The organism is Pseudomonas sp. MYb327 (assembly GCF_040438925.1).
In the GTDB taxonomy this organism is placed as follows: Bacteria; Pseudomonadota; Gammaproteobacteria; order Pseudomonadales; family Pseudomonadaceae; genus Aquipseudomonas.
Genome location: NZ_CP159258.1, coordinates 3,833,193 through 3,856,266 on the forward strand (window position 1 = coordinate 3,833,193; position 23,074 = coordinate 3,856,266).

A 23,074-nucleotide genomic window follows, 5' to 3' on the forward strand; every position below is an offset into this window, starting at 1 on the left:
CGCTTTTTCAAGGTGGGAGTCAGGCAGCATGGCGCAGCAGTATCAACCGGGGCAACGCTGGATTAGTGACAGCGAAGCCGAGCTGGGTTTGGGCACCGTTCTGGCACAGGACGGCCGCTTGTTGACCGTGCTCTACCCGGCCACTGGCGAGACTCGCCAGTACTCGCTACGGAATGCGCCCCTGACCCGCGTGCGATTTTCGCCGGGTGACTCCATCACTCACTTCGAGGGCTGGAAACTGACCGTACGGGAAGTCGACGACGTCGACGGCCTGCTGGTCTACCACGGCCTCAACGCGCAGAACGAAGTGGTCACCCTGCCGGAAACCCAACTGTCGAACTTCATCCAGTTCCGCCTCGCCAGCGACCGTCTGTTCGCCGGGCAAATCGACCCGCTGGCCTGGTTCTCCCTGCGTTACCACACCCTCGAACACACCAGCCGCCAATTGCAGTCGTCGCTGTGGGGCCTGGGCGGCGTTCGGGCACAACCGATCGCGCACCAACTGCACATTGCCCGCGAAGTTGCCGATCGAATCGCGCCACGGGTTCTGCTGGCCGACGAAGTGGGTCTGGGTAAAACCATCGAAGCCGGCCTGGTGATCCATCGCCAACTGCTGTCGGGGCGCGCCAATCGCGTGCTGATCCTGGTGCCGGAAAACCTGCAGCACCAATGGCTGGTGGAAATGCGCCGCCGTTTCAACTTGCAAGTCGCGCTGTTCGACGAAGAACGCTTCATCGAGAGCGATGCCTCCAACCCGTTCGAAGACACTCAGCTCGCACTGATGGCACTGGAATGGCTGGTGGACGACGAGAAGGCTCAGGACGCGCTGTTCGCTGCCGGTTGGGACTTGCTGGTGGTCGACGAAGCGCACCATCTGGTGTGGCACGAAGACCAGGTCAGCCCTGAATATTCGCTGGTCGAACAACTCGCCGAAACCATCCCGGGCGTGCTGCTGTTGACTGCAACCCCGGAACAACTGGGCCAGGATAGCCACTTCGCCCGTCTGCGCCTGCTTGACCCTAACCGTTTCCATGACCTGCACGCCTTCCGCGCCGAGAGCGAGAACTATCGCCCTGTGGCGGAGGCCGTTCAGGAGTTGCTGGATCAGGGTCGTCTGTCGCCTGAAGCGCACAAGACCATCCATGGTTTCCTCGGCAACGAAGGCGAAGCCCTGCTGACCGCCGTCAATGATGGCGACACCGAAGCCAGTGCCCGCCTCGTGCGCGAACTGCTGGACCGCCATGGCACCGGCCGCGTGCTGTTCCGAAACACCCGCGCCGCCGTGCAGGGTTTCCCGGAACGCAAACTGCACCCGTACCCGCTGCCATGCCCGGACGAATACCTCGAACTGCCGCTGGGCGATCACGCCGAGCTGTACCCGGAAGTCAGCTTCCAGGCCCAGCCGGACGCCAATGAAGAAGAACGCTGGTGGAAATTCGACCCGCGCGTCGAGTGGCTGATCGATACGCTGAAGATGCTCAAGCGCACCAAAGTACTGGTGATCTGCGCCCACGCCGAAACCGCCATGGACCTGGAAGACGCCCTGCGCGTGCGTTCCGGTATTCCCGCCACGGTGTTCCACGAAGGCATGAACATCCTTGAGCGTGACCGCGCCGCCGCTTACTTCGCCGACGAAGAATTTGGCGCGCAAGTGCTGATCTGCTCGGAAATCGGCAGTGAAGGTCGCAACTTCCAGTTCTCCCACCACCTGGTGCTGTTCGACCTGCCGTCCCACCCGGACCTGCTGGAACAACGTATCGGTCGTCTGGACCGGATCGGCCAGAAACACATCATCGAACTGCACGTGCCGTACCTGGAAACCAGCCCGCAAGAGCGCTTGTTCCAGTGGTACCACGAAGCGCTGAACGCGTTCCTCAACACTTGCCCGACCGGCAACGCCTTGCAACACAAGTTCGGCCCGCGTCTGCTGCCGTTGCTGGAAGAGGCCGATGATGGTGAGTGGCAAGCGCTGATCGACGAAGCCCGCACCGAGCGCGAGCGTCTGGAAGCCGAGTTACACACCGGTCGCGACCGCTTGCTTGAGCTCAACTCCGGTGGTGCTGGCGAAGGTGATGCACTGGTCGAGGACATCCTTGAGCAAGACGATCAATTCACCCTGCCGATCTACATGGAAACCCTGTTCGACGCGTTCGGCATCGACAGTGAAGACCATTCGGAAAATGCCCTGATCCTCAAGCCGAGCGAGAAGATGCTCGACGCCAGTTTCCCGCTGGGCGACGACGAAGGCGTGACCATCACCTACGACCGTAACCAGGCGCTGTCTCGCGAAGACATGCAGTTCATCACCTGGGAACACCCGATGGTTCAGGGCGGCATGGACCTGGTGTTGTCCGGCTCCATGGGCAACACCGCCGTGGCGCTGATCAAGAACAAGGCGCTGAAACCTGGCACCGTGCTGCTGGAACTGCTCTACGTCAGCGAAGTGGTTGCTCCGCGCTCGCTGCAATTGGGCCGTTACCTGCCGCCGGCCGCCCTGCGCTGCCTGCTCGACCCAAACGGGAATGACTTGGCGGCCCGGGTGTCGTTCGAGACCTTGAACGATCAGCTGGAAAGCGTGCCGCGCGCCAGCGCCAACAAGTTCATCCAGGCCCAGCGCGATCAACTGACGCCGCGGATCAACGCTGGCGAAGAGAAAATCGCCCCGCGTCACGTCGAACGCGTGGCCGAAGCGCAACGTCGCCTGGCGGCTGACACCGACGAAGAACTGGCGCGCCTGACCGCCCTGCAAGCGGTCAATCCGACCGTACGCGACAGCGAACTGGTTGCCCTGCGCAAACAACGCGAACAAGGCCTGGCCATGCTCGACAAAGCGGCGCTACGACTGGAAGCGATTCGGGTGTTGGTGGCGGGTTAAGTCCCCCTGCTCCATCGGTAATAAAAAGGCCCGCAGCGATGCGGGCCTTTTTTTGGGGTCGGTCGCGCGCCCCCGTAGGAGCCGGCTTGCTGGCGATGGACGTTAACGATGACGCGTATGGTCTGGTTAAACGCGCCGCATCCAATCGCCAGCAAGCCGGCTCCTACAGGTTTTGCGTGATTGCTACAAAGCCGCTGCCGTTGCAACCTCAGGCCCAACCACTGCCACCAACCCCTCCTTCATCCGCTTGGCATCCCGAACAAAACACCGTGACGCCAATACCAGAAACACCATGGTGAAAAACAGCGCCACCGGGATCAGGTACATCGCGTCATGCAGGCCGACAGCCTTGAATGCCTCAGTCATCTGCTCGGCACCGGCCGAAAGCATGGCCGTGTGAGCAAAGTGATCGGACAAGGCTCCGACCACCACCGGCCCCAATCCACCGCCTAACAAATACAACCCGGCGAAAAACAGCGCCATGGCCGTTGCCCGCAGGCGCGGCTCGACCACGTCCTGAATCGCCGTGTAAACGCAGGTATAAAAGTTATAGGCAAACAACCAGCCCAAGCTGAACACGGCCACGAACACGCCGATTTCTATGCGCCCCGAATGCAACGCCCAGGCAGTGCACAAGGTTGAGATGATCAGGCTGAACGCGGCAAACAGCAGACGACCGTTGGCAACCCGCTGGTGGATCTTGTCCGCCACCCAGCCGCCCAGTGTCAGGCCGAACAAACCGGTCACGCCGACGATCACCCCCGTCGCCACGGCGGCTTCCTGCAACGGCATCAGGAAGTAACGCTGCAGCATCGGCACCAGAAACGAGTTACAGGCATAGGTGGCGAAGTTGAAACACAACCCGGCCATCACCAGCCACAGGAAGGTCGGCACAGCCAGCACGCGGCGGATCGGCCGATCAATTTTCTCCTGCGACACCTGCACGCTTTCCGCCGCACCGCGTTTCGGTTCCTTGATGAAAAACATGAAGATCGCCAGGATCAACCCCGGCACAGCAGCGATGAAGAACGGTGCTCGCCAGCTGTCGAACGCCTTGACCATCGCGCCGATGGTGAAGAATGCCAGCAACAGCCCAAGCGGCAGGCCGAGCATGAAAATACCCATGGCCCGCGCCCGCCGGTGAGCCGGAAACAGGTCGCCGATCAGCGAGTTGGCGGCCGGTGCATAACTGGCTTCACCGATACCCACGCCCATGCGCACGATCAGGAAACTCCAGAAACTGCCCACCATTCCGTTGACCGCCGTCAAACCGCTCCAAACCGCCAGGCCCCAGCCCATCAGCTTGCTGCGCGAGCCGGTATCGGCCATGCGCCCCAGCGGCAGCCCGGCGATTGCGTAGACGATGGTGAACGCCGTGCCGATGATCCCCAGTTGAAAGTCGCTGAGGTGCCATTCCATGCGAATCGGTTCGATGATGATGGCCGGGATGGTGCGGTCAAAAAAGTTGAACAGGTTGGCCAGGAACAGCAGGAACAGAATGCGCCAGGCATTCGCCGCTTGGGTCGAGTTCTGCATGGGTCCGTCTCTTTTATTGTTATGGGGGGCTTCACTGCCACCGGGAACTTGCAATCTAGTCAGGCCCGCCCGGGCTGTCTGTAATTATTCGTAAAGCTGATACCCCACCATGGAAGCCAGCGCTGCCCATGCAACATGTTATTTCCAAACGCTCTAATGGCCATTCCAAAAAGACCAGGGATCAATTAGCCATCACGGCTTGCGTTCAGTGCATGGCTTCTATACTCCAAGGCATTCGCCAGCGCTCATTGCGCCGGCCAGGCAAATTAAGACGGGGCATGCGATGGAGTGGCTTGGTCTGCATTTCATTACCGAGCTGCCAGAGAGTGGGCAGGTCATACTCAATTGCTTACATGACCCTTTTCTGGTGTTGCTGGCTTATCTGGTCGCCTGTGCGGGCAGCTTCGCCACCCTGGATATGGCCGATCGGCTTGTGCACGCTGAGAAACCCGCCTCCCAGCGACTCTGGCGTTGGGTCGGTGCCGGTTGTCTGTCGGGCGGGATCTGGGCCATGCATTTTATCGGCATGCTGGCGTTCGAGGCGCCGATCACTGTCCACTATCAACTTCCCGTCACGCTTGTCTCCCTGGTGATCGCCTTGATTACCGCGTGGTGGGCAATGCGCACCCTCAGCCTGCCTGCCCTTAATTTCATGCACTGCCTCAAGGCCTCGATCTGGATCGGCCTGGGCATTGCCACCATGCATTACGTGGGCATGTCCGCCATGCGCTCGCAAGCGATCATCTATTACCAGCCCGCGTTGTTTGCCCTCTCTGTCGTGATCGCGATGGTTGCCAGCCTGGCGGCGCTGCTGCTGGCGAGCTATTTACGCAAGGGCGCCGGCATGCTCCATCAGCTACTCAAGTACAGTGCCAGCCTGGTGCTTGGGGCAGGCATCGTCAGCATGCATTTCACCGGTATGGCCGCCTTCAACCTGGTGTTGCCCACCGGCAGCCTCCTGACGCTACCGGGGGAAAACAATCACCTGCAACTGGGTCTGACGGTCGCGGTCATGACTCTACTGATTATCGGGAGCAGCATCAGTGCCGCATTGGCGGACAAAAAACTGCAAAAAAAGGAACGCGACCTACAGCGGGTGAACTCGTTGCTCAGTCAGCTGGACCAGGCGCGTCTGTCGCTGCAGCAGGTTGCGCACTACGACGCCTTGACCAACCTGATCAACCGCCGCGGCTTCAATCAAATCTTCGCCGAAAAGCTCGTCGAGAAGTCCCGCGAGGGTGGCATGCTCGCCGTGCTTTTCCTCGACATCGACCATTTCAAACGGATCAACGACAGCCTCGGCCATGACGCCGGCGACGAACTGCTCAAGGTGCTCGCCGACCACATCAAAGACTCCGTACGCAGCGACGAAGACGTGGTGGCGCGTTTCGGTGGCGACGAGTTCTGCCTGCTCATCAACCTGCAAGATCGGGAAGAAGCTCGCCAGTTGGCCCAGCGCATCATGCTGAAAATGAAGGCGCCGATCGAGCTGGCCGGACGGCGCATGGTAATGACCACCAGCATTGGCATCAGCCTGTTTCCGCAAGATGGCAGGACTTGCGAAGAGCTGCTGAAAAACGCCGACCTGGCGCTGTACCAGTCCAAGGGCAACGGCCGTAACGGCCTGAATTTCTTCAGTGCCAATCTCAAGGTCCGAGCCACGCTGGAGCTGCAACTGGAAGAAGAACTGCGCCATGCGTTGCACGAAGACACCGGCCTGATGCTCTTTTACCAACCGATCTACGACCTTAAAACCGGTCAGGTCAGCAAACTTGAGGCATTGATTCGTTGGCAGCACCCGATCCATGGATTTCTGACACCCGACCGTTTCATTGCCATCGCCGAGGCCAACGGCTTGATCGCCGAGTTGGACAACTGGGTGCTGCGAAAAGCTTGTGAAGATCTGGGCGAGCTGTCACGCCAGGGTTGCGAGGAGCTGAAGATTGCCGTGAACTGCTCGCCCCTGAACCTGGCGCGCGAAGATCTGGCCGATGAAATCGAACAAGCGCTGCGCAACGCCGGGGTAGCGCCCGATCGGCTGGAGCTGGAGGTCACCGAAAATGCCCTGATGGGCAATATCGCCGATACGCTGGTGCTGCTGCGGCAGATTCGTGACCTCGGCGTCTCGCTGTCGATCGATGACTTCGGCACCGGCTATTCATCCCTCGCCTACCTCAAGCGCCTGCCGCTCAACACGCTGAAGATCGACCGCTCGTTTATCCAGGAAATCCCCAAATCCACCCAGGACATGGAAATCGTCCAGGCCATTATCGCCATGGCCCACACCCTGCATTTGCAGGTGGTGACCGAAGGTGTCGAAACGTTCGAGCAGTACCAGTTTCTGGAACGCCAGGGTTGCGACTTCGTTCAGGGTTACCTGCTCAGTCGCCCGGTGCCGCTGACTGATTTACATCCGGTCCTGAACGAAATTAACCAGCGCAAGCAGTCGTACACTGTCATGCCGTTGAGTCTGGTCCACGGTACATCTGCACTAATGTAGAAGGGTCTTTTTCCAGGAAACCCTGGCCCCCGTGCAGTCGCATCAGTTGTGCGGCCAGGCCGCTGATCGGTGTTGCCGAACCTTGTTCGCGGGAAAACTTCACCGCGGTGTCCAAGTCCTTGAGCAAGGTTCGCACGTGCCATTTGACCGGTTCGAAACGGCTCTCGGCCATTTGCGGAGCAAGGATCTGCAAGGGTTTTGAATCGGCAAAACCGCCGGCCAGCGCCTCGGCGATCAGGCTTGCATCAACGCCGGAGCGCTCCGCCAGCGCAACCACTTCGGCGATCACCAGTGCATTGCAGGCGACGATCATCTGATTGCACGCCTTGGTCACCTGGCCGGCCCCGACAGGACCCATGTGCGTCACGCGTTGGCCAAGACTGAGCAAAACGGCTTTGACTCGCTCAAGGTCCGACGCAATACCACCGACCATGATTGCCAGGCTTCCCGCCTCGGCGCCGACAACGCCGCCGGAAACCGGCGCATCCAGCCAGCCCATACCGGTTTTGCTGACAAGCGCTGTCGCCATTTCCCGCGTGGCGGTGGGCTCAAGACTGGAAAAGTCCACGAGCAATTGAGCTTTTTTGGCCCCCTCGACAATGCCCGCCTTGCCGAAAACCACCTCGCGTACCACCGCCGTGTCCGCCAGACACAACATCACCACATCAGCGTGTTGGCACAGCTCGGCTGGAGTAGCGACCTGACGCGCACCCGCCTCCACCAGTGGCGCACATTTGTCCGGGTTACGGTTCCACACCGTCAGCGGATAGCCCGCCGCGAGCAAACGCCGGCACATCGGCAACCCCATGAGCCCTATTCCGGCGAACCCCAACGAAGGTAGCGTTGACATCATTTGGCCTCCTTTTGATTAAAGATCGCTGAATATTGGCCGATTCATCATGACTTAGGAAAGGATTCCCCCGAGCGACGTTCAGGCCAAGGCGCTGACGCCCGGGACAAATACGCGCTGCTAAAAGACGCGATTTCTCATTCCGTGACGGTTCGACGACTGCATGTCGGCCAACCAACCAGCCCAGGTACATGGCGAACAATGACTTCCAAAAACAACCCGGCCACAGCAGTATCCGACCTGGCTTTGAGCCCTGCGGCGAACAGCCCTGCCCTGACACCGTCGAAGCCATTGCCGCCGTCACGCCCGCTGGCGACCCAGCAATACCTGTACTTCACCGAAACCAACACCGACCGCATCCTCGATAACCTCGACGGCCTGCGTGACATGGTGTTCCCGCGCCCACCGCACCTCGATGGCGACAACGAACAGCACAACGATCAGGAATTCCCGTCGGTGTGCCTGATCGGTCTGGGCCGATGCGGGTCGAACATTGCGCTGGATGTCGCGGAACTGGTGTACAACGCCCGCAAGTTCTACCTCAACGAATTCAACAACGAAGATCGCCTGTCGCCGGACAAACGCTACGCTGAAAAGGGCTACAGCCCGGCCCAGTGGATACGCAACAACCTGCGGCTGGGGCAGAACAAAGCCACCAAACCGGTGTTTCTGGTCGAGCCTCTGGTGATGCTGGGCGACCTGGACAAAGACATCGCCGGTCGCATCCGCTTTTCACGCAAGGGCGAAAAAAGCGGCTTCCTGCGCGACTACAGCAAAATGAAAATCATGGACTTGTCGGAAGTCCACGCCGGTGGCGCCGGTAACGCGCCGATCCTCGGTCAGTACCTGGCGAAGATCATCCTGAACAAGGACACCCAGCGTTTCTCCAGCCCTGACTGGAAGATGATCCACTCGTACCTGATCGACAGCTGCGGCATCAAGGCCAACCAGTCGCGCCTGTATTTCTCGATCTTCAGTGCTGGCGGCGGTACCGGTTCGGGCATGGCTTCCGAGTTCGGCCTGGCCCAGCAGCACTCGTACATGAACAAAACGTTCGACACCAAGCCAGTGGACGAGCACGACAGCAAAAGCGGTCACTCCTTTGTTTTCGAGCCGATCTTCACCAGCGGAATCTGCGTGCTACCGAACATTTCCGATCACCGCAGTGAAATGTCCGAGGCGCTGCACATCAACGCCGGTCGCCTTCTGTGCAAATACCTGTCGGAGGAATGGGATTTCTCCTACAACTTCGCCAATGAAGACAGCAGCGAAGCCAGCGTCATGGGCCGTATCCGCCCATGGAACGCGATGATGCTGATCTCCAACGACATCATGCGCTACGCCGAAGAGAGCGATGACGGCAACATCCAGAACATTGATGTCAATGCGATGGAGAAGCACGCCAACCAATACATCTCGCAGCAGATCTTCAACATTCTGACGGCGCAAGCGGTCACGACTGACTACGACCAGAACTATTTCCGTCGTGCCGGCATCGACATCGGCGAAACCATTCGCCTGGACGCCAACGACCTGTTCATGAGTCTGGCCGGCCCGGTGGCGATTGCCTACGCCGAGTCCGTCGTACCGGAAACCCCGCCGCCGAGCAGCGACAAATTCAAGGTCTTCGAGAAAGAACCACAGCGCCTGAACATCGACGACCTGTTCTTCCGCTCCATCGACCTGCCGCACTTCAACAAAGTCACCCAGGCCATCGAAGGCATCAGCCTGCTGCCGATCGAGTCCAAGCGCTATCGGGCATCGCTGGAGCAGTACAAGAATTCGGGCTATGACGCGGCCGCCCTGCACGACCTGCACTTCTTCAAAAACTGCTCGTCGGTGGTGTCGATCGTTTCGCTGCCGAAAGACTACAAGCTGTCCTACATGGACCTGAACCGGTTGAAAACGCACCTCAACAACTTGTTCCCCAACACCACGCTCAAACGCTACGCCCTGGTAATCGGCGCCTCGGCCAACCTGTCGCTGACCACCCTGATCGCCAAGAGCCCGTGCCTGTCGGACGACTTCCTGACGCTGATCGTGGCTTTCATCAAGCGTTGCTTCGCGCGCAGTCCGTACCGTTTCGACGAGACGCTGGACAACTCGATGCTGGACTTCATCATCAATGAAGAATTCGACGAAGATCGCATCGATGACTTGCTCAATGAATTCGAGAACCCGGCGAAGATCCTCGATACCAACTGGTACGCGATCAAACCGATGTACGAGAAGAAGTACCGCGAGCTGATCAACGACAAGGACAAATTCGTCTCGATCAACGACATCCGCCTGTCCCGGGATTGCGTGAAGAAAGCAATCAAATACCTGCGCGAGATTTACCGTCATCGCATTGGCAAGACCAAGGTCATTTCGCTGAATAACCATACCGGCAAGACTTTCTCGGTCTGATCCAGTACCGAGTCGCCCCAATCGCTGGCAAGCCAGCTCCTACACGAACTGTGTAATCTCTGTAGGAGCTGGCTTGCCAGCAATGGCGTTATTGCTGCACCGCACCAGTTCCTTACCAACATCCAGAAACAATTAAGCAGCCCTCAAGTTGCTCTCTTAACTGTTCCCGTTACGTTTACGTCACCGTGAGGCTGTAGCCTTTCTCTACGGCAAGGTGCCATCACGCTACTCGGCTACACACTTTCAGTCGGCAAGCACGCGCACCAAAAAGGTGCTCACCATCAAACCTGCGCTCTTTCCTGGATCATAATCCACGGCGAAACGACCACAGCCCACAGTTCCGGATCGCGTTCGAAGAGATCCAGCGCCCGCGTTTCAGACAGCTTGGCGACTTTGTCAGCGGCCAACCAGGCAGCCACTTTCTCGCCGTCATCCGTCGCCATGGCCTCCGCTGCTGCGATCAAATCCAGACCTGGGTCGACCCACAATAGGGCACCCTTGGCGAAGAACGGCTCCAACTCTTTCCAGGTAATAGATGCGGTTTCTCCAAGCAGCTTGGCATAGAGGGTGCTAGGTTCTTGATTCATGGGTTCTGTCCGAAAAGAAATCGACGCAATAATAAACGTTGGTGGTCTGGCAGAAAAACCCGGATGCAATTTGAGTTACCGAATGAAAAGAGCAGGAAAGCCAAGGAATGCACGGAATCTGGCTATAAGCCCGTCAAAGCCCCGCCGCAATTCTGTCTTTTTCTTTCAAAAACGCGACAACCCCAAGTTTTGCCCCCCGGCGTCAGCTTCCCAGGCTGACAATCGGCGCTCTACACTGTACCGGTACAGTTGCCGAGGGGCTTTTCCGGGGATGTCGTCGATATCTGACCCGGTTCTGCTGCCCTGAGGCGCCAGGACTATAAAAACTACAACAGTAAGAGTGGAGCACTATGACTAAGGCTACTAAGCAGATTTCCAAACTGTTTGCCGCTATGGTTCTGGCCGGGGTTGCCAGCCATTCGTTCGCAGCTGACACCATCAAGATCGGCATCGCCGGCCCTAAAACCGGTCCTGTAGCCCAATACGGCGACATGCAGTTCAGCGGCGCCAAAATGGCCATTGAACAGATCAACGCCAAAGGCGGCGTAGACGGCAAGAAACTCGAAGCCGTTGAATACGATGACGCCTGTGATCCAAAACAAGCGGTAGCGGTCGCGAACAAAGTCGTCAACGACGGCGTCAAGTTCGTAGTTGGCCACCTGTGCTCCAGCTCCACTCAACCGGCTTCGGACATCTACGAAGACGAAGGCGTGATCATGATCACCCCGGCTGCCACCAGCCCGGACATCACCGCCCGTGGTTACAAAATGGTGTTCCGCACCATCGGTCTGGACAGCGCCCAGGGCCCTGCCGCCGGTAACTACATTGCCGATCACGTAAAACCGAAAATCGTTGCTGTCCTGCACGACAAACAGCAATACGGTGAAGGCATCGCCACCGCCGTGAAGAAAACCCTGGAAGGCAAAGGCGTGAAAGTCGCCGTGTTCGAAGGCATCAACGCCGGCGACAAAGACTTCTCGTCGATGATTTCCAAGCTCAAGCAAGCCAACGTCGACTTCGTTTACTACGGCGGCTACCACCCGGAGCTGGGTTTGATCCTGCGTCAATCCCAGGAAAAAGGCCTGAAAGCCAAGTTCATGGGTCCGGAAGGCGTGGGTAACGACTCCATTTCGCAGATCGCCAAAGACGCTTCCGAAGGCCTGCTGGTGACCCTGCCGAAATCTTTCGACCAGGATCCGGCTAACGTTGCCCTGGCTGATGCGTTCAAAGCCAAGAAAGAAGATCCAAGTGGTCCGTTCGTGTTCCCGGCCTACTCGGCTGTGACCGTGATCGCCGACGCAATCACCGCTGCCAAGTCCGAAGACACTGCCAAAGTGGCTGCAGAAATCCACAAAGGCACCTTCAAGACCCCAACCGGCGACCTGAGCTTCGACGACAAGGGCGACCTGAAAGACTTCAAATTTGTGGTTTACGAGTGGCACTTCGGCAAACCAAAAACTGAAGCCAAGCCTCAGTAAGGCTTTGCCTGACTGACTGCCAATAAAGCCCACGGCGTGCCGTGGGCTTTGTTTTACGAACGTATTGGGCCGCGCTGGCGTGATCCGCTAGTCTCCCCACCTGAAAATCTCAAAACCGTCATCAGCGGTTCGCTGGCAAACCTCGGATTCGAAGTGGATGCAGATCCACGGGGCTCGAGCGGGAAAATGACTCCACCAGTGAAATGCGTATCAGGTTTTTAGGAGCGCTGTAATGCCTGACATCTATCACTTCTTCCAACAGCTGGTTAATGGTCTGACCATTGGCAGCACGTATGCCCTGATCGCCATCGGCTATACGATGGTTTACGGCATCATTGGAATGATCAACTTCGCCCACGGCGAGGTGTACATGATTGGCTCCTACGTGGCGTTCATCGCCATCGCCGGGCTGGCCATGCTGGGACTCGACAGTGTTCCGCTGTTGATGACTGCCGCTTTCCTCGCGACCATCGTCGTGACCAGTGCCTACGGCTACAGCATCGAACGGATCGCCTACCGCCCCCTGCGCGGCAGCAACCGTCTGATCCCGCTGATCTCCGCCATCGGCATGTCGATCTTCCTGCAGAACACGGTTCTGCTGGCGCAAGACTCCAAGGACAAATCCATCCCCAACCTGATTCCGGGCAACTTTGCATTCGGGCCAGGTGGCGCACAAGAAGTGCTGATTTCCTACATGCAAATCGTGGTGTTCGTGGTGACTCTGGTCGCCATGCTCGGCCTGACGCTGTTCATCTCCCGCTCTCGCTTGGGTCGCGCCTGCCGCGCCTGCGCCGAAGACATCAAGATGGCCAACCTGCTGGGTATCAACACCAACAACATCATCGCCCTGACCTTCGTCATCGGTGCTGCCCTGGCGGCCATCGCGGCCGTGCTGCTGAGCATGCAATACGGCGTGATCAACCCGAACGCCGGTTTCCTTGTCGGCCTCAAGGCCTTCACTGCTGCGGTTCTGGGCGGTATCGGCAGTATTCCGGGCGCCATGCTCGGCGGTCTGGTCCTGGGCGTGGCGGAAGCCTTCGGTGCCGATATCTTCGGCGACCAGTACAAGGACGTCGTGGCCTTCGGTCTCTTGGTTTTGGTGTTGTTGTTCCGGCCAACCGGCCTGCTGGGCCGTCCGGAGGTTGAGAAAGTATGACTAGGAATCTTAAACAGGCGCTGTTCAGTGCCTTGCTGGTGTGGGCGGTTGCCTACCCGGTACTCGGCCTGAAGCTGACCATCGTCGGCATCAACCTCGAAGTCCACGGCACCAGCACCGCCACGTTGATCACCATCGCCGTCTGCTCGGTACTGATGTTCCTGCGCGTGCTGTTCGACCAGCAAATCAGCTCGGCCTGGCGCTCGTCGCCAAGCATGCCGCTGATCCCGGCCAAGGCCAGTAACTTCCTGACCCTGCCGACCACCCAGCGCTGGATCATCATTGCACTGATCGCCGGTGCACTGATCTGGCCGTTCTTCGGTTCTCGCGGCGCGGTCGATATCGCGACGCTGGTGCTGATCTACGTGATGCTCGGCCTCGGCCTGAACATCGTGGTCGGCCTGGCCGGCCTGCTCGACCTCGGTTACGTCGGTTTCTACGCCGTCGGCGCCTACAGCTATGCGCTGTTGTCGCACTACTTCGGTCTGAGCTTCTGGATCTGCCTGCCGATCGCCGGCCTGATGGCGGCCACTTTCGGCTTCCTGCTCGGTTTCCCGGTGTTGCGTCTGCGGGGCGACTACCTGGCGATCGTGACCTTGGGCTTCGGTGAAATCATCCGTCTGTTCCTGCGCAACCTGACCGGCCTCACTGGCGGCCCGAACGGTATCAGCAACATCGAGAAGCCAACGTTCTTCGGCCTGACGTTCGAACGCAAGGCTGCGGAAGGGATGCAAACCTTCCACGAGTATTTCGGCCTGGAATACAACTCGATCAACAAGGTGATTTTCCTCTACCTGGTGGCATTGCTCCTGGCACTGGCGGCGCTGTTTGTCATCAACCGCCTGCTGCGCATGCCGTTGGGCCGCGCCTGGGAAGCCTTGCGTGAAGACGAGATCGCCTGCCGCGCCTTGGGCCTGAATCCGACCATCATCAAACTGTCGGCTTTCACCCTGGGTGCCAGCTTCGCCGGTTTCGCCGGTAGCTTCTTCGCCGCCCGGCAAGGCCTGATCACGCCGGAGTCCTTCACCTTCATCGAGTCGGCGATCATCCTCGCCATCGTCGTGCTGGGTGGCATGGGCTCGCAACTGGGCGTGATCCTCGCTGCCGTGGTGATGATCCTGCTGCCGGAAATGATGCGTGAGTTCAGTGAGTACCGCATGTTGATGTTCGGTGCCTTGATGGTACTGATGATGATCTGGCGCCCTCAGGGTCTGCTGCCCATGCAACGTCCTCACATGGAGCTGCGCAAATGAGCCGCGAAATCCTGAAAGTAGAAAACCTGAGCATGCGCTTCGGCGGCTTGCTGGCGGTCAATGGCGTTGCCTTGAGCGTGAAAGAAAAACAAGTGGTAGCCCTGATCGGTCCCAACGGCGCCGGCAAGACCACCGTGTTCAACTGCCTGACCGGTTTCTACAAGCCGAGCGGCGGTAGCATCCTGCTGGACGGCGAGCCGATCGAAGGCCTGCCGGGCCACAAGATCGCCCTCAAAGGCGTGGTGCGTACCTTCCAGAACGTGCGGTTGTTCAAGGACATGACCGCGGTCGAGAACCTCTTGATCGCCCAGCATCGTCACCTGAACACCAATTTCCTGTCCGGCCTGTTCAAGACTCCGGGGTTTCGCAAGAGCGAACGCGAGGCCATGGAATTCGCCGAATACTGGCTGGAAAAGGTCAACCTGAAAGAGTTCGCCAACCGTCCGGCCGGCACCCTGGCCTACGGTCAGCAACGTCGCCTGGAAATCGCCCGCTGCATGATGACCCGCCCGCGGATCCTCATGCTCGACGAACCGGCCGCCGGCCTGAACCCGAAGGAAACCGAGGACCTGAAAGCGCTGATCAGCGTGTTGCGTGAAGAGCACAACGTCACCGTGCTGCTGATCGAGCACGACATGAAACTGGTCATGAGCATTTCCGACCACATCGTTGTGATCAACCAGGGCACGCCTCTGGCTGACGGTACGCCGGAACAGATCCGCGACAATCCTGAAGTGATCAAAGCCTACCTGGGGGAAGCGTAAATGCTGCAGTTCGAAAACGTTTCCACCTTCTACGGCAAGATCCAGGCGCTGCACAGCGTCAACGTCGAAGTCCGCCAGGGCGAGATCGTGACCCTGATCGGCGCCAACGGTGCCGGCAAGTCCACGCTGCTGATGACCTTGTGCGGTTCACCGCGCGCCCACAGCGGCAGCATTCGCTACATGGGTGAGGAGCTGGTTGGCCAGGACTCCTCGCAGATCATGCGCAAGAGCATCGCCGTGGTGCCGGAAGGTCGTCGGGTGTTTTCCCGCCTGACCGTGGAAGAGAACCTGTCCATGGGCGGATTCTTCACCGCGAAAGGCGATTATCAGGAGCAGATGGACAAGGTTCTCGGACTTTTCCCACGCCTGAAAGAGCGCTTTAGTCAGCGCGGCGGCACCATGTCTGGCGGCGAACAGCAAATGCTTGCGATCGGCCGCGCGCTGATGAGCAAACCCAAGCTGCTGCTGCTCGACGAGCCATCGCTGGGCCTTGCACCGATCATTATCCAGCAGATCTTCGACATCATCGAACAGCTGCGCAAGGACGGTGTGACGGTGTTCCTGGTGGAGCAGAACGCCAATCAGGCGTTGAAAATCGCCGACCGTGCCTACGTGCTGGAAAACGGCCGGGTGGTGATGCAAGGCACCGGTGAATCGCTGCTGACCGACCCGAAAGTGCGCGAAGCGTACCTGGGCGGCTAAGCCTTTGCGGTAGCCAAAAAAAACGGCCTTCGCGGGCCGTTTTTTTATGCCTGCCAGAAACAACGAAACCTCCCTTGTAGGAGCCGGCTTGCTGGCGATGGCGGCGTATCAGTCAACATTTCATTTGAAATTTAAACCGCCATCGCCAGCAAGCCGGCTCCTACAAGGGTCTATAGCCTGTCCAGCACCTCGCCACTGCGCTTGAACCAGCCAATCAAGTAATCCGCCAACACCTGCGTGCGCTTGGGCAATCCGCCTTGATACGGATGCACCAGGTACATCGGCATGCTCCGAGTCTGATAGTCACGCAGGAGCCAGCGCAAACGGCCGTCAGCCAATTCCGTCGGCAACAAGTAAGACGGCAGACGGGCAATGCCGGCACCGGCGAGCGCGGCTTTTTTCAACAGGCTGTAATGGTTGCTGGCAAACGGACCCGAGACCCTCACCCGCAACAGTTCGTGCTGCTGGTGATACAACCACTCTTCGCGACCGCTGTAATGGCTGTTAAGCAAACAGCGATGTTCGGCCAACGCCTGGGGTGTCGAAGGCTCGCCGTACTGGTCCAGATAGGCCGGGCTGGCGCAGGTCATTTCGTGCCACGCCAGCAACGGCCGCGCGACCAGGCGTTCGTCATTGGCCACATCGGAGCGGACCGCCAGATCAAAACCGTCACGGGACAGATCGCGATAGTTGTTGCTGAGGTCCAATTCGATCTGCACCTCGGGGTATTGGCTCGAGAACTCCAGCAACAAGCCATCGAAGAAGGTTTCCCCCAGCGAAACCGGAACGGTCATACGCACCGGACCAGCCATGTCATCCTTCAATCGCGCCAATGCCTGACGCGCCCTTTCGACCTGAACGACCAACGCTTGCGCCTGTGGCAACAACGCAGCGCCCGCAGCCGTCAGGCTCAAGCGCCGCGTGGTGCGTTGCAGAAGGACTACGGAAAACTGTGCTTCGAGAAGGCTGATGCGCTTGGACAATTGCCCCTTGCTGCAACCCAGTTGTTGCGCCGCCAAGGTAAAACTCCCCGCCTCGACCAACACCGCGAACGCCGCCAGATCATCCATTTCACTCATGGATTGTTTCCATTTGAAAACCAAAGGTTGCCTATTAGCTCGCTTATCGGTGGAAAAAACCACTCTAAACTGAAGCTACTTTCAACCCAATGGAGTAACGGCAGCATGAAAATTCTTTTGATTGGCGCAGGCGGCACCATCGGTTCGGCGGTCGACAAGGAACTGTCCCTGCGCCACGAAATCATCCGCATCGGCCGCAACAGCGGTGATTTTCAGGTGGACATCAGCGACAGCGCCTCGATTCGCAAACTGTTCGAGCAGACCGGCAAATTCGATGCGCTGATCTGCGCCGCTGGCAACGTAACCTTCGCGCCGCTGGGGGAAATGACTGACGAGAGTTTTGCCTTGGGTCTGAAGGACAAGCTGATGGGCCAGGTCAATCTACTGTTGATCGGACGCGAGTTCGCCAACGACGGCGCATCGTTCACCTTCACCACTGGCGTGCTCAGCCACGACCCGATTCGCAGCGGCGCCTCGGCGGCGCTGGTCAACGGTGCGCTGGACAGCTTCGTCCGTGCTGCCGCCATCGAACTGCCGCGCGGCCTGCGGGTTAATTCGATCAGCCCGAACGTGCTGGTCGAAGCCATGGGCAAATACGCGCCGTACTTCCGCGGCTTCAAACCGGTTCCGGCGGCGGATGTGGCATTGGCCTACGCCAAAAGTGTCGAAGGCTTGCAGACCGGCCAGACATTTCACGTAGGCTGAACCTGACGCGATCCGTAGGAGCCCGGCTTGCCGGCGATGGCGCCCTCCAGATCGCTATCGCCGGCAAGCCGGGCTCCTACAGATAACAACAATACGACACCGAAACTCACTGGGGTTGTGATGAACGGTCAGGCTGAGTAACGTGGCGGCACTTGTCAGGAGACCCCAAGATGCGTGTTGCCCGTTCCCTAGTCCTCGTTGCCCTGCTTCCGCTGTTCGCCGCTTGCCAGTTATTCGATGGCTCGCGTGAAAGTGCCTCTCATGTGGGCCAGACCCGCATGCAGGGCCAATTGAGTGCAGCCGACGGCAAGCTCTTGTTCCAACCGTGCGGCGACACGCGTCGTTATGTGGTCGACGACACCGGTGGCACCAGCGTCCTGCAACAGGCAGCCACCCTGGCCGATGCCCAGGGCAAGTTGTTTGCCGATGTGCGCGGGCGGATCGTTGGTGACGGCCAACTTGACCTGGAAACGCTCTACCGCGTCGAACGTTCGGGCACCGCATGTGACGATCCCAATTTCAAACTGCTGATCCTGCGCGCTGCCGGCCACGCCCCCGAGTGGAGCGTGAAAGTCAGCGGCAAAGGCATGGTTGTCGAACGCGCCGGCCAACCAGCATTGGCGCTGCCCTACGTTGAAGAACAACTGGGCGATGGCCGTTTCAACCTCAGCACCGAAGCCAACAATCAGCACATCGAACTGTGGGTCGCGCCGCAACGTTGCGTCGACAGCAGCACCGGCAGCATTGCGCACATGAGTGCCGAACTGCGCATCAACGGTCAGGTCCAGCGTGGCTGCGGGTATTTCGGCGGTTCCCGCGACGACTGATCGTTTTTGCCTCACTGGACCGGACTTTGCGGCTTATAATTGCCGGCTTCAAACGCCCTGGCGCAGTTGTGCGCCCCGCGAACCCGGATCCCGTCATGTTACGAATCACTGAACTCAAGCTGCCGATCGACCATCCCGATGAAGACCTGCGCCCTGCCATCGTGCAGCGCCTGGGCATTGCCAGCGATGACTTGCTCGACTTCACCTTGTTCAAGCGCAGCTACGATGCGCGCAAAAAGTCCTCCGAACTGTGCTTCATCTACACCATCGACCTCAATGTTCGCGATGAGGCCTCGGTTCTGCACAAGTTCGCCGATGACCGTAACGTCAAAGTGGCACCGGATGTCAGCTACAAGATGGTCGGCCAGGCGCCCGCCGAACTGAGTGCACGCCCGATCGTCGTCGGCTTCGGCCCGTGCGGGATTTTCGCCGGGCTGTTACTCGCGCGAATGGGCTTCAAGCCGATCATCCTCGAACGCGGTACCGAAGTGCGCCAGCGCACCAAAGACACCTGGGGCCTGTGGCGCAAAAGCGTGCTCAACCCCGAGTCCAACGTGCAATTCGGCGAAGGCGGCGCGGGGACATTCTCCGACGGCAAGCTCTACAGTCAGATCAAGGATCCGAAATTCATCGGTCGCAAAGTCCTCAATGAGTTCGTCAAGGCCGGCGCTCCGGAAGAAATCCTCTACGTCAGCAAGCCGCACATCGGCACGTTCCGTCTAACCGGTGTCGTGGAAAACATGCGTGAGCAGATTCGCGCCATGGGTGGTGAAGTGCGCTTCCAGCAGCGTGTCACCGACGTGTTGATCGAGGACGGCCAACTGGTCGGCGTCGAACTTGATGGCGGCGAGCAGATCCACTCGAAACACGTGATCCTGGCCCTCGGCCACAGTGCCCGGGACACCTTCCGCATGCTTCACGGCCGCGGCGTGTACATGGAAGCCAAGCCGTTCTCGGTGGGCTTCCGCATCGAACACCCGCAGTCGCTGATCGACCGAGCGCGTCTGGGCAAATACGCCGGCCACCCGAAACTCGGCGCCGCCGACTACAAACTGGTGCACCACGCCAAGAACGGCCGTTCGGTCTACAGCTTCTGCATGTGCCCAGGCGGTACGGTGGTTGCCGCCACCTCCGAACCGAATCGCGTCGTCACCAACGGCATGAGCCAATACTCGCGTAACGAACGCAACGCCAACTCCGGGATCGTCGTCGGCATCACTCCGGAAGTCGATTATCCGGGCGGTCCACTGGCCGGTATCGAGTTGCAGGAACGCCTGGAATCCCACGCTTTTGTGCTGGGCGGCAGCAACTACGAAGCACCGGCGCAACTGGTCGGCGACTTTATCGCCGGCAAGCCGTCCACCGAACTGGGCAGCGTTGAACCGTCCTACAAACCGGGGGTTGCCCTGGGTGATTTGGCGCTGGCCTTGCCGGCCTTCGCCATCGAGGCGATTCGCGAGGCTTTGCCAGCCTTCGAGAAGCAGATTCGCGGTTACTCGCTGCACGACGCGGTGTTGACCGGGATCGAGACTCGCACCTCGTCTCCGCTGCGCATTACCCGTAACGAGTCGATGCAGAGCCTGAACGTGAAGGGCCTGTTCCCGGCCGGCGAAGGCGCGGGTTATGCGGGCGGGATTCTGTCGGCAGGTGTCGATGGAATTCGGATTGCCGAGGCAGTCGCCCGGGATATCCTCGGCCTCGAGGCCTGACCGGAACCCTGTAGGAGCTGGCGTGCCAGCGATAGCGGTGGATCAGCCAACATTCATGCTGAATCCGAATCCGTCTCGCCGGCAAGCCAGCTCCTACAGGTAATGGGTGTCAGATGTTGGCGCGCAACACGCTAGCCGGCAGCGGCTCGCCGCGCTCGACCGTCGCCGCAACCGCATCCATCAATCCGCTCAACTCATAACCCTCGGCCTTGAGCCAAGCCTGATCGTAATAAGTCGTGGCATAACGCTCGCCGCCATCGCACAAGATCGCCACAATCGATCCCGTTTCCCCCGCCGCCGCCATCTGTTGCGCGGCCATCAACGCGCCGATCAGGTTGGTGCCGCTCGATCCCCCCACATGTCGCCCCAAGCGTTCGGCCAGGTAATGCATGGCTGCCAGTGACAATGCGTCCGGCACCTTGACCATCGCGTCGATCACCTTGGGCAGGAATGACGCTTCCACCCGAGGCCGGCCAATGCCTTCGATCCGCGAGCCGTGATCCAGGCGCAGGCTGGCATCCCCGCTCTGGTAGAAATCGAAAAACACCGAGCGTTCAGCATCGGCACACAACACGCGGGTGCAGTGCTGGCGATAACGCACGTATCGTCCCAGCGTCGCCGTGGTGCCACCGGTGCCAGGGCTGGAAATCAGCCAGCTCGGCTCCGGATGTTGCTCGAAACGCATCTGCTGGAAAATCGATTCGGCGATGTTGTTGTTCGCCCGCCAGTCGGTGGCGCGCTCGGCGTAGGTGAACTGGTCGATAAAGTGCCCGTCGTGCTCACGGGCCAGACGCTCGGACTCGGCGTAGATCTGCGTCGGATCCTCCACCAAATGACTCTGGCCACCGTAGAACGCGATCTGTGCGATTTTTTCCCGTGAGGTGGTCGCCGGCATCACAGCAATAAAAGGCAAGCCCAACATGCGTGCGAAGTACGCCTCGGAAATCGCTGTCGAGCCGCTGGACGCCTCAATCACCGGCGCGCCGGGCTTGAGCCAGCCGTTACACAACGCATAGAGGAACAACGAACGCGCCAACCGGTGCTTGAGGCTGCCGGTGGGATGGCTCGACTCATCCTTGAAGTACAACTCGATGCCCGGAAAACCCGGTAGCGGCAAGGGGATCAGGTGGGTGTCGGCGCTGCGCTGGAAGTCGGCTTCGATGATCCGGATGGCTTCGCGGGCCCACTGTCGGTTGTCGCTCATGGTGATTTTCTCGTTGGATCGGCCAGGAAACTGCCTCAATCATCAAGCTTAGGAAAAAACCTACATCCAGCACAGGTACAGCTGAGCCTCAATACGCTTGGCAACTGCTAGGCTCAGGTCCGTAGGGGACAATCACGTTGTAACGACATATAACAAAAAAGAATATAACTTTTGTTTTAACAACTAACGGTACGGGTTAGGGTGTCCCACCTTTTGAATTCATCGATGGAGAGCGACCTTGCCTCTGCGTAGCACTTTCACGCGCTTCTTTCAGTTGGAAGCTGCCAGCGGTCTGTTACTGATTGCTGCGGCTGTCCTCGCTTTGGTCATCAACAATTCCTCGCTGTCATGGCTCTACAACGGCTTGCTGGACACCCCGGTGGTCGCCCAGGTCGGCGCCCTGAAAATCGCCAAGCCGTTGCTTCTGTGGATCAACGACGGCCTGATGGCGCTGTTTTTCCTGCTGATAGGCCTGGAGGTGAAGCGCGAAGTCCTCGACGGCCAGTTGTCCAAACCGTCGCAGATCGTGCTGCCGGGTGCGGCCGCCATTGGCGGCATGGTCGTGCCGGCGCTGATCTACTGGTTCCTCAACCGTGACAACCCGGCGGCCCTGAGCGGCTGGGCGATTCCGACCGCTACCGACATCGCCTTTGCGCTGGGGGTACTGGCGCTGCTGGGCAAACGCGTGCCGGTGTCGCTGAAGCTGTTCCTGATGACCCTGGCGATCATCGACGACCTCGGCGCGATCATCATCATTGCGATCTTCTACTCCGGTGCGTTGTCGACGCTGTCCCTGGCATTGGCCGCAGCCTGCATCGCGGCGCTGATCGGGATGAACCGGCTCGGCGTGGTCAAGCTCGGGCCATACATGATCATCGGTTTGATTCTCTGGGTTTGCGTACTTAAGAGCGGCGTGCACGCTACGCTGGCCGGCGTGACATTGGCCTTCTGCATCCCGCTGCGCACGAAAAATGCCGAACCTTCGCCGCTGCTGACGCTGGAGCACGCTCTGCACCCCTGGGTCGCTTACGGCATCTTGCCGCTGTTTGCCTTCGCCAACGCCGGCCTGTCCCTGAGTGGCGTCACCGTCGAGAGCTTCACCCACGATGTGCCGATGGGCATTGCGGTCGGCCTGCTGCTGGGCAAGACCGTCGGCGTGTTTGGCCTGACTTGGCTCGCAGTGAAAATCGGCATCGCCGCCCTGCCCCAAGGCGCCAACTGGGGTCAGGTGCTGGGCGTCGCGATCCTCTGCGGTATCGGTTTCACCATGAGCCTGTTTGTCGGTTCCCTGGCGTTCGAGCCGGGCGCCAATGACTATGCGGGGATGGACCGGATGGGGATTTTGACCGGGTCGATACTGGCGGCATTGATCGGTTATGCGGTGACGGCGATGGCGAGCCGCAAGAACACTGCCCTGTCTTCCTGATCATCAGAGACAAT

Annotated in this window: 17 protein-coding genes; 12 read left to right on the forward strand and 5 right to left on the reverse strand. The window is 59.4% G+C overall.

Annotated features, from left to right (window positions below; translation table 11 throughout):
• Nucleotides 1-28 precede the first annotated feature (28 nt).
• Nucleotides 29-2,875, forward strand: a complete 2,847-nt coding sequence (rapA, locus tag ABVN21_RS17330) for an RNA polymerase-associated protein RapA (protein WP_339554073.1) — start codon at nt 29-31, stop codon at nt 2,873-2,875.
• Between the two features lie 183 nt (nt 2,876-3,058).
• Here rapA and ABVN21_RS17335 read toward each other — a convergent pair whose 3' ends face one another.
• Nucleotides 3,059-4,411 (reverse strand): MFS transporter, encoded by a 1,353-nt coding sequence (locus ABVN21_RS17335; RefSeq protein ID WP_339554072.1) that lies wholly within the window; start codon nt 4,409-4,411, stop codon nt 3,059-3,061.
• A gap of 283 nt (nt 4,412-4,694) precedes the next feature.
• Between ABVN21_RS17335 and ABVN21_RS17340 the strand changes: the two genes are divergently transcribed.
• Entirely contained in the window at nt 4,695-6,911 is a 2,217-nt protein-coding gene (locus ABVN21_RS17340; RefSeq protein ID WP_339554071.1) for a bifunctional diguanylate cyclase/phosphodiesterase, read from the forward strand.
• Here ABVN21_RS17340 and ABVN21_RS17345 read toward each other — a convergent pair.
• Nucleotides 6,868-7,764 carry an NAD(P)-dependent oxidoreductase gene (locus ABVN21_RS17345; protein WP_339554070.1) on the reverse strand — a complete coding sequence of 299 codons (897 nt, stop codon included), beginning with the start codon at nt 7,762-7,764 and terminating at the stop codon, nt 6,868-6,870. The two genes, ABVN21_RS17340 and ABVN21_RS17345, sit on opposite strands and share 44 nt — an antisense overlap.
• Nucleotides 7,765-7,962: 198 nt before the next feature.
• On the opposite strand from ABVN21_RS17345, the gene ABVN21_RS17350 reads away from it, so the two are divergent.
• Nucleotides 7,963-10,170 (forward strand): hypothetical protein, encoded by a 2,208-nt coding sequence (locus tag ABVN21_RS17350; RefSeq protein ID WP_339554069.1) that lies wholly within the window; start codon nt 7,963-7,965, stop codon nt 10,168-10,170.
• Nucleotides 10,171-10,451: 281 nt separating this feature from the next.
• Here the strand turns inward: ABVN21_RS17350 and ABVN21_RS17355 are convergent, their stop codons facing one another.
• Nucleotides 10,452-10,757 carry a DUF2288 domain-containing protein gene (locus ABVN21_RS17355; RefSeq protein ID WP_339554068.1) on the reverse strand — a complete coding sequence of 102 codons (306 nt, stop codon included), beginning with the start codon at nt 10,755-10,757 and terminating at the stop codon, nt 10,452-10,454.
• Between the two features lie 350 nt (nt 10,758-11,107).
• On the opposite strand from ABVN21_RS17355, the gene ABVN21_RS17360 reads away from it, so the two are divergent.
• From ABVN21_RS17360 to ABVN21_RS17380, 5 genes are all read left to right on the forward strand, one after another.
• On the forward strand, nt 11,108-12,235 hold the full coding sequence (locus tag ABVN21_RS17360; protein WP_339554067.1) for a branched-chain amino acid ABC transporter substrate-binding protein: 1,128 nt from the start codon (nt 11,108-11,110) through the stop codon (nt 12,233-12,235).
• Nucleotides 12,236-12,467: 232 nt separating this feature from the next.
• The gene (livH, locus tag ABVN21_RS17365; RefSeq protein ID WP_339554066.1) at nt 12,468-13,391 is read left to right on the forward strand and encodes a high-affinity branched-chain amino acid ABC transporter permease LivH; all 924 of its coding nucleotides are present in this window, start codon (nt 12,468-12,470) and stop codon (nt 13,389-13,391) included.
• Nucleotides 13,388-14,644: a high-affinity branched-chain amino acid ABC transporter permease LivM gene (locus tag ABVN21_RS17370; protein ID WP_339554065.1), complete on the forward strand. Its 1,257-nt coding sequence runs from the start codon at nt 13,388-13,390 to the stop codon at nt 14,642-14,644. Before livH ends, ABVN21_RS17370 begins: the two co-directional genes overlap by 4 nt.
• Complete coding sequence (gene livG, locus ABVN21_RS17375; RefSeq protein ID WP_339554064.1) at nt 14,641-15,408, forward strand: high-affinity branched-chain amino acid ABC transporter ATP-binding protein LivG; 768 nt, start codon at nt 14,641-14,643, stop codon at nt 15,406-15,408. Before ABVN21_RS17370 ends, livG begins: the two co-directional genes overlap by 4 nt.
• Nucleotides 15,409-16,110 carry an ABC transporter ATP-binding protein gene (locus ABVN21_RS17380; RefSeq protein WP_075946837.1) on the forward strand — a complete coding sequence of 234 codons (702 nt, stop codon included), beginning with the start codon at nt 15,409-15,411 and terminating at the stop codon, nt 16,108-16,110.
• Between the two features lie 170 nt (nt 16,111-16,280).
• Here ABVN21_RS17380 and ABVN21_RS17385 read toward each other — a convergent pair whose 3' ends face one another.
• Nucleotides 16,281-17,189 (reverse strand): LysR family transcriptional regulator, encoded by a 909-nt coding sequence (locus tag ABVN21_RS17385; protein WP_339554063.1) that lies wholly within the window; start codon nt 17,187-17,189, stop codon nt 16,281-16,283.
• 105 nt (nt 17,190-17,294) lie between these two features.
• On the opposite strand from ABVN21_RS17385, the gene ABVN21_RS17390 reads away from it, so the two are divergent.
• From ABVN21_RS17390 to ABVN21_RS17400, 3 genes are all read left to right on the forward strand, one after another.
• Nucleotides 17,295-17,894: a short chain dehydrogenase gene (locus ABVN21_RS17390; protein ID WP_339554062.1), complete on the forward strand. Its 600-nt coding sequence runs from the start codon at nt 17,295-17,297 to the stop codon at nt 17,892-17,894.
• A gap of 170 nt (nt 17,895-18,064) precedes the next feature.
• The gene (locus ABVN21_RS17395) at nt 18,065-18,721 is read left to right on the forward strand and encodes a hypothetical protein (RefSeq protein ID WP_339555033.1); all 657 of its coding nucleotides are present in this window, start codon (nt 18,065-18,067) and stop codon (nt 18,719-18,721) included.
• A 95-nt stretch (nt 18,722-18,816) separates the two neighbouring features.
• Complete coding sequence (locus ABVN21_RS17400) at nt 18,817-20,430, forward strand: NAD(P)/FAD-dependent oxidoreductase (RefSeq protein WP_339555032.1); 1,614 nt, start codon at nt 18,817-18,819, stop codon at nt 20,428-20,430.
• Nucleotides 20,431-20,539: 109 nt separating this feature from the next.
• Here the strand turns inward: ABVN21_RS17400 and ABVN21_RS17405 are convergent, their stop codons facing one another.
• Nucleotides 20,540-21,634: a PLP-dependent cysteine synthase family protein gene (locus ABVN21_RS17405; protein ID WP_339555031.1), complete on the reverse strand. Its 1,095-nt coding sequence runs from the start codon at nt 21,632-21,634 to the stop codon at nt 20,540-20,542.
• 238 nt (nt 21,635-21,872) lie between these two features.
• On the opposite strand from ABVN21_RS17405, the gene nhaA reads away from it, so the two are divergent.
• Nucleotides 21,873-23,060, forward strand: coding sequence for a Na+/H+ antiporter NhaA (gene nhaA / locus ABVN21_RS17410; RefSeq protein ID WP_339555030.1), 1,188 nt, complete (start codon nt 21,873-21,875; stop codon nt 23,058-23,060).
• Nucleotides 23,061-23,074 lie beyond the last annotated feature (14 nt).

Excerpts from the sequence above, each read along its gene's own strand:
- ABVN21_RS17340 (WP_339554071.1), top strand. The coding sequence starts at position 4,695 with ATGGAGTGGCTTGGTCTGCATTTCATTACCGAGCTGCCAGAGAGTGGG.
- livG (WP_339554064.1), top strand. The coding sequence starts at position 14,641 with ATGAGCCGCGAAATCCTGAAAGTAGAAAACCTGAGCATGCGCTTCGGC.
- rapA (WP_339554073.1), top strand. The coding sequence starts at position 29 with ATGGCGCAGCAGTATCAACCGGGGCAACGCTGGATTAGTGACAGCGAA.
- livH (WP_339554066.1), top strand. The coding sequence starts at position 12,468 with ATGCCTGACATCTATCACTTCTTCCAACAGCTGGTTAATGGTCTGACC.
- ABVN21_RS17345 (WP_339554070.1), bottom strand. The coding sequence starts at position 7,764 with ATGATGTCAACGCTACCTTCGTTGGGGTTCGCCGGAATAGGGCTCATG.
- ABVN21_RS17355 (WP_339554068.1), bottom strand. The coding sequence starts at position 10,757 with ATGAATCAAGAACCTAGCACCCTCTATGCCAAGCTGCTTGGAGAAACC.
- ABVN21_RS17390 (WP_339554062.1), top strand. The coding sequence starts at position 17,295 with ATGAAAATTCTTTTGATTGGCGCAGGCGGCACCATCGGTTCGGCGGTC.
- ABVN21_RS17380 (WP_075946837.1), top strand. The coding sequence starts at position 15,409 with ATGCTGCAGTTCGAAAACGTTTCCACCTTCTACGGCAAGATCCAGGCG.
- ABVN21_RS17400 (WP_339555032.1), top strand. The coding sequence starts at position 18,817 with ATGTTACGAATCACTGAACTCAAGCTGCCGATCGACCATCCCGATGAA.
- ABVN21_RS17335 (WP_339554072.1), bottom strand. The coding sequence starts at position 4,411 with ATGCAGAACTCGACCCAAGCGGCGAATGCCTGGCGCATTCTGTTCCTG.
- ABVN21_RS17395 (WP_339555033.1), top strand. The coding sequence starts at position 18,065 with ATGCGTGTTGCCCGTTCCCTAGTCCTCGTTGCCCTGCTTCCGCTGTTC.
- ABVN21_RS17360 (WP_339554067.1), top strand. The coding sequence starts at position 11,108 with ATGACTAAGGCTACTAAGCAGATTTCCAAACTGTTTGCCGCTATGGTT.
- ABVN21_RS17370 (WP_339554065.1), top strand. The coding sequence starts at position 13,388 with ATGACTAGGAATCTTAAACAGGCGCTGTTCAGTGCCTTGCTGGTGTGG.
- ABVN21_RS17350 (WP_339554069.1), top strand. The coding sequence starts at position 7,963 with ATGACTTCCAAAAACAACCCGGCCACAGCAGTATCCGACCTGGCTTTG.
- ABVN21_RS17385 (WP_339554063.1), bottom strand. The coding sequence starts at position 17,189 with ATGAGTGAAATGGATGATCTGGCGGCGTTCGCGGTGTTGGTCGAGGCG.
- ABVN21_RS17405 (WP_339555031.1), bottom strand. The coding sequence starts at position 21,634 with ATGAGCGACAACCGACAGTGGGCCCGCGAAGCCATCCGGATCATCGAA.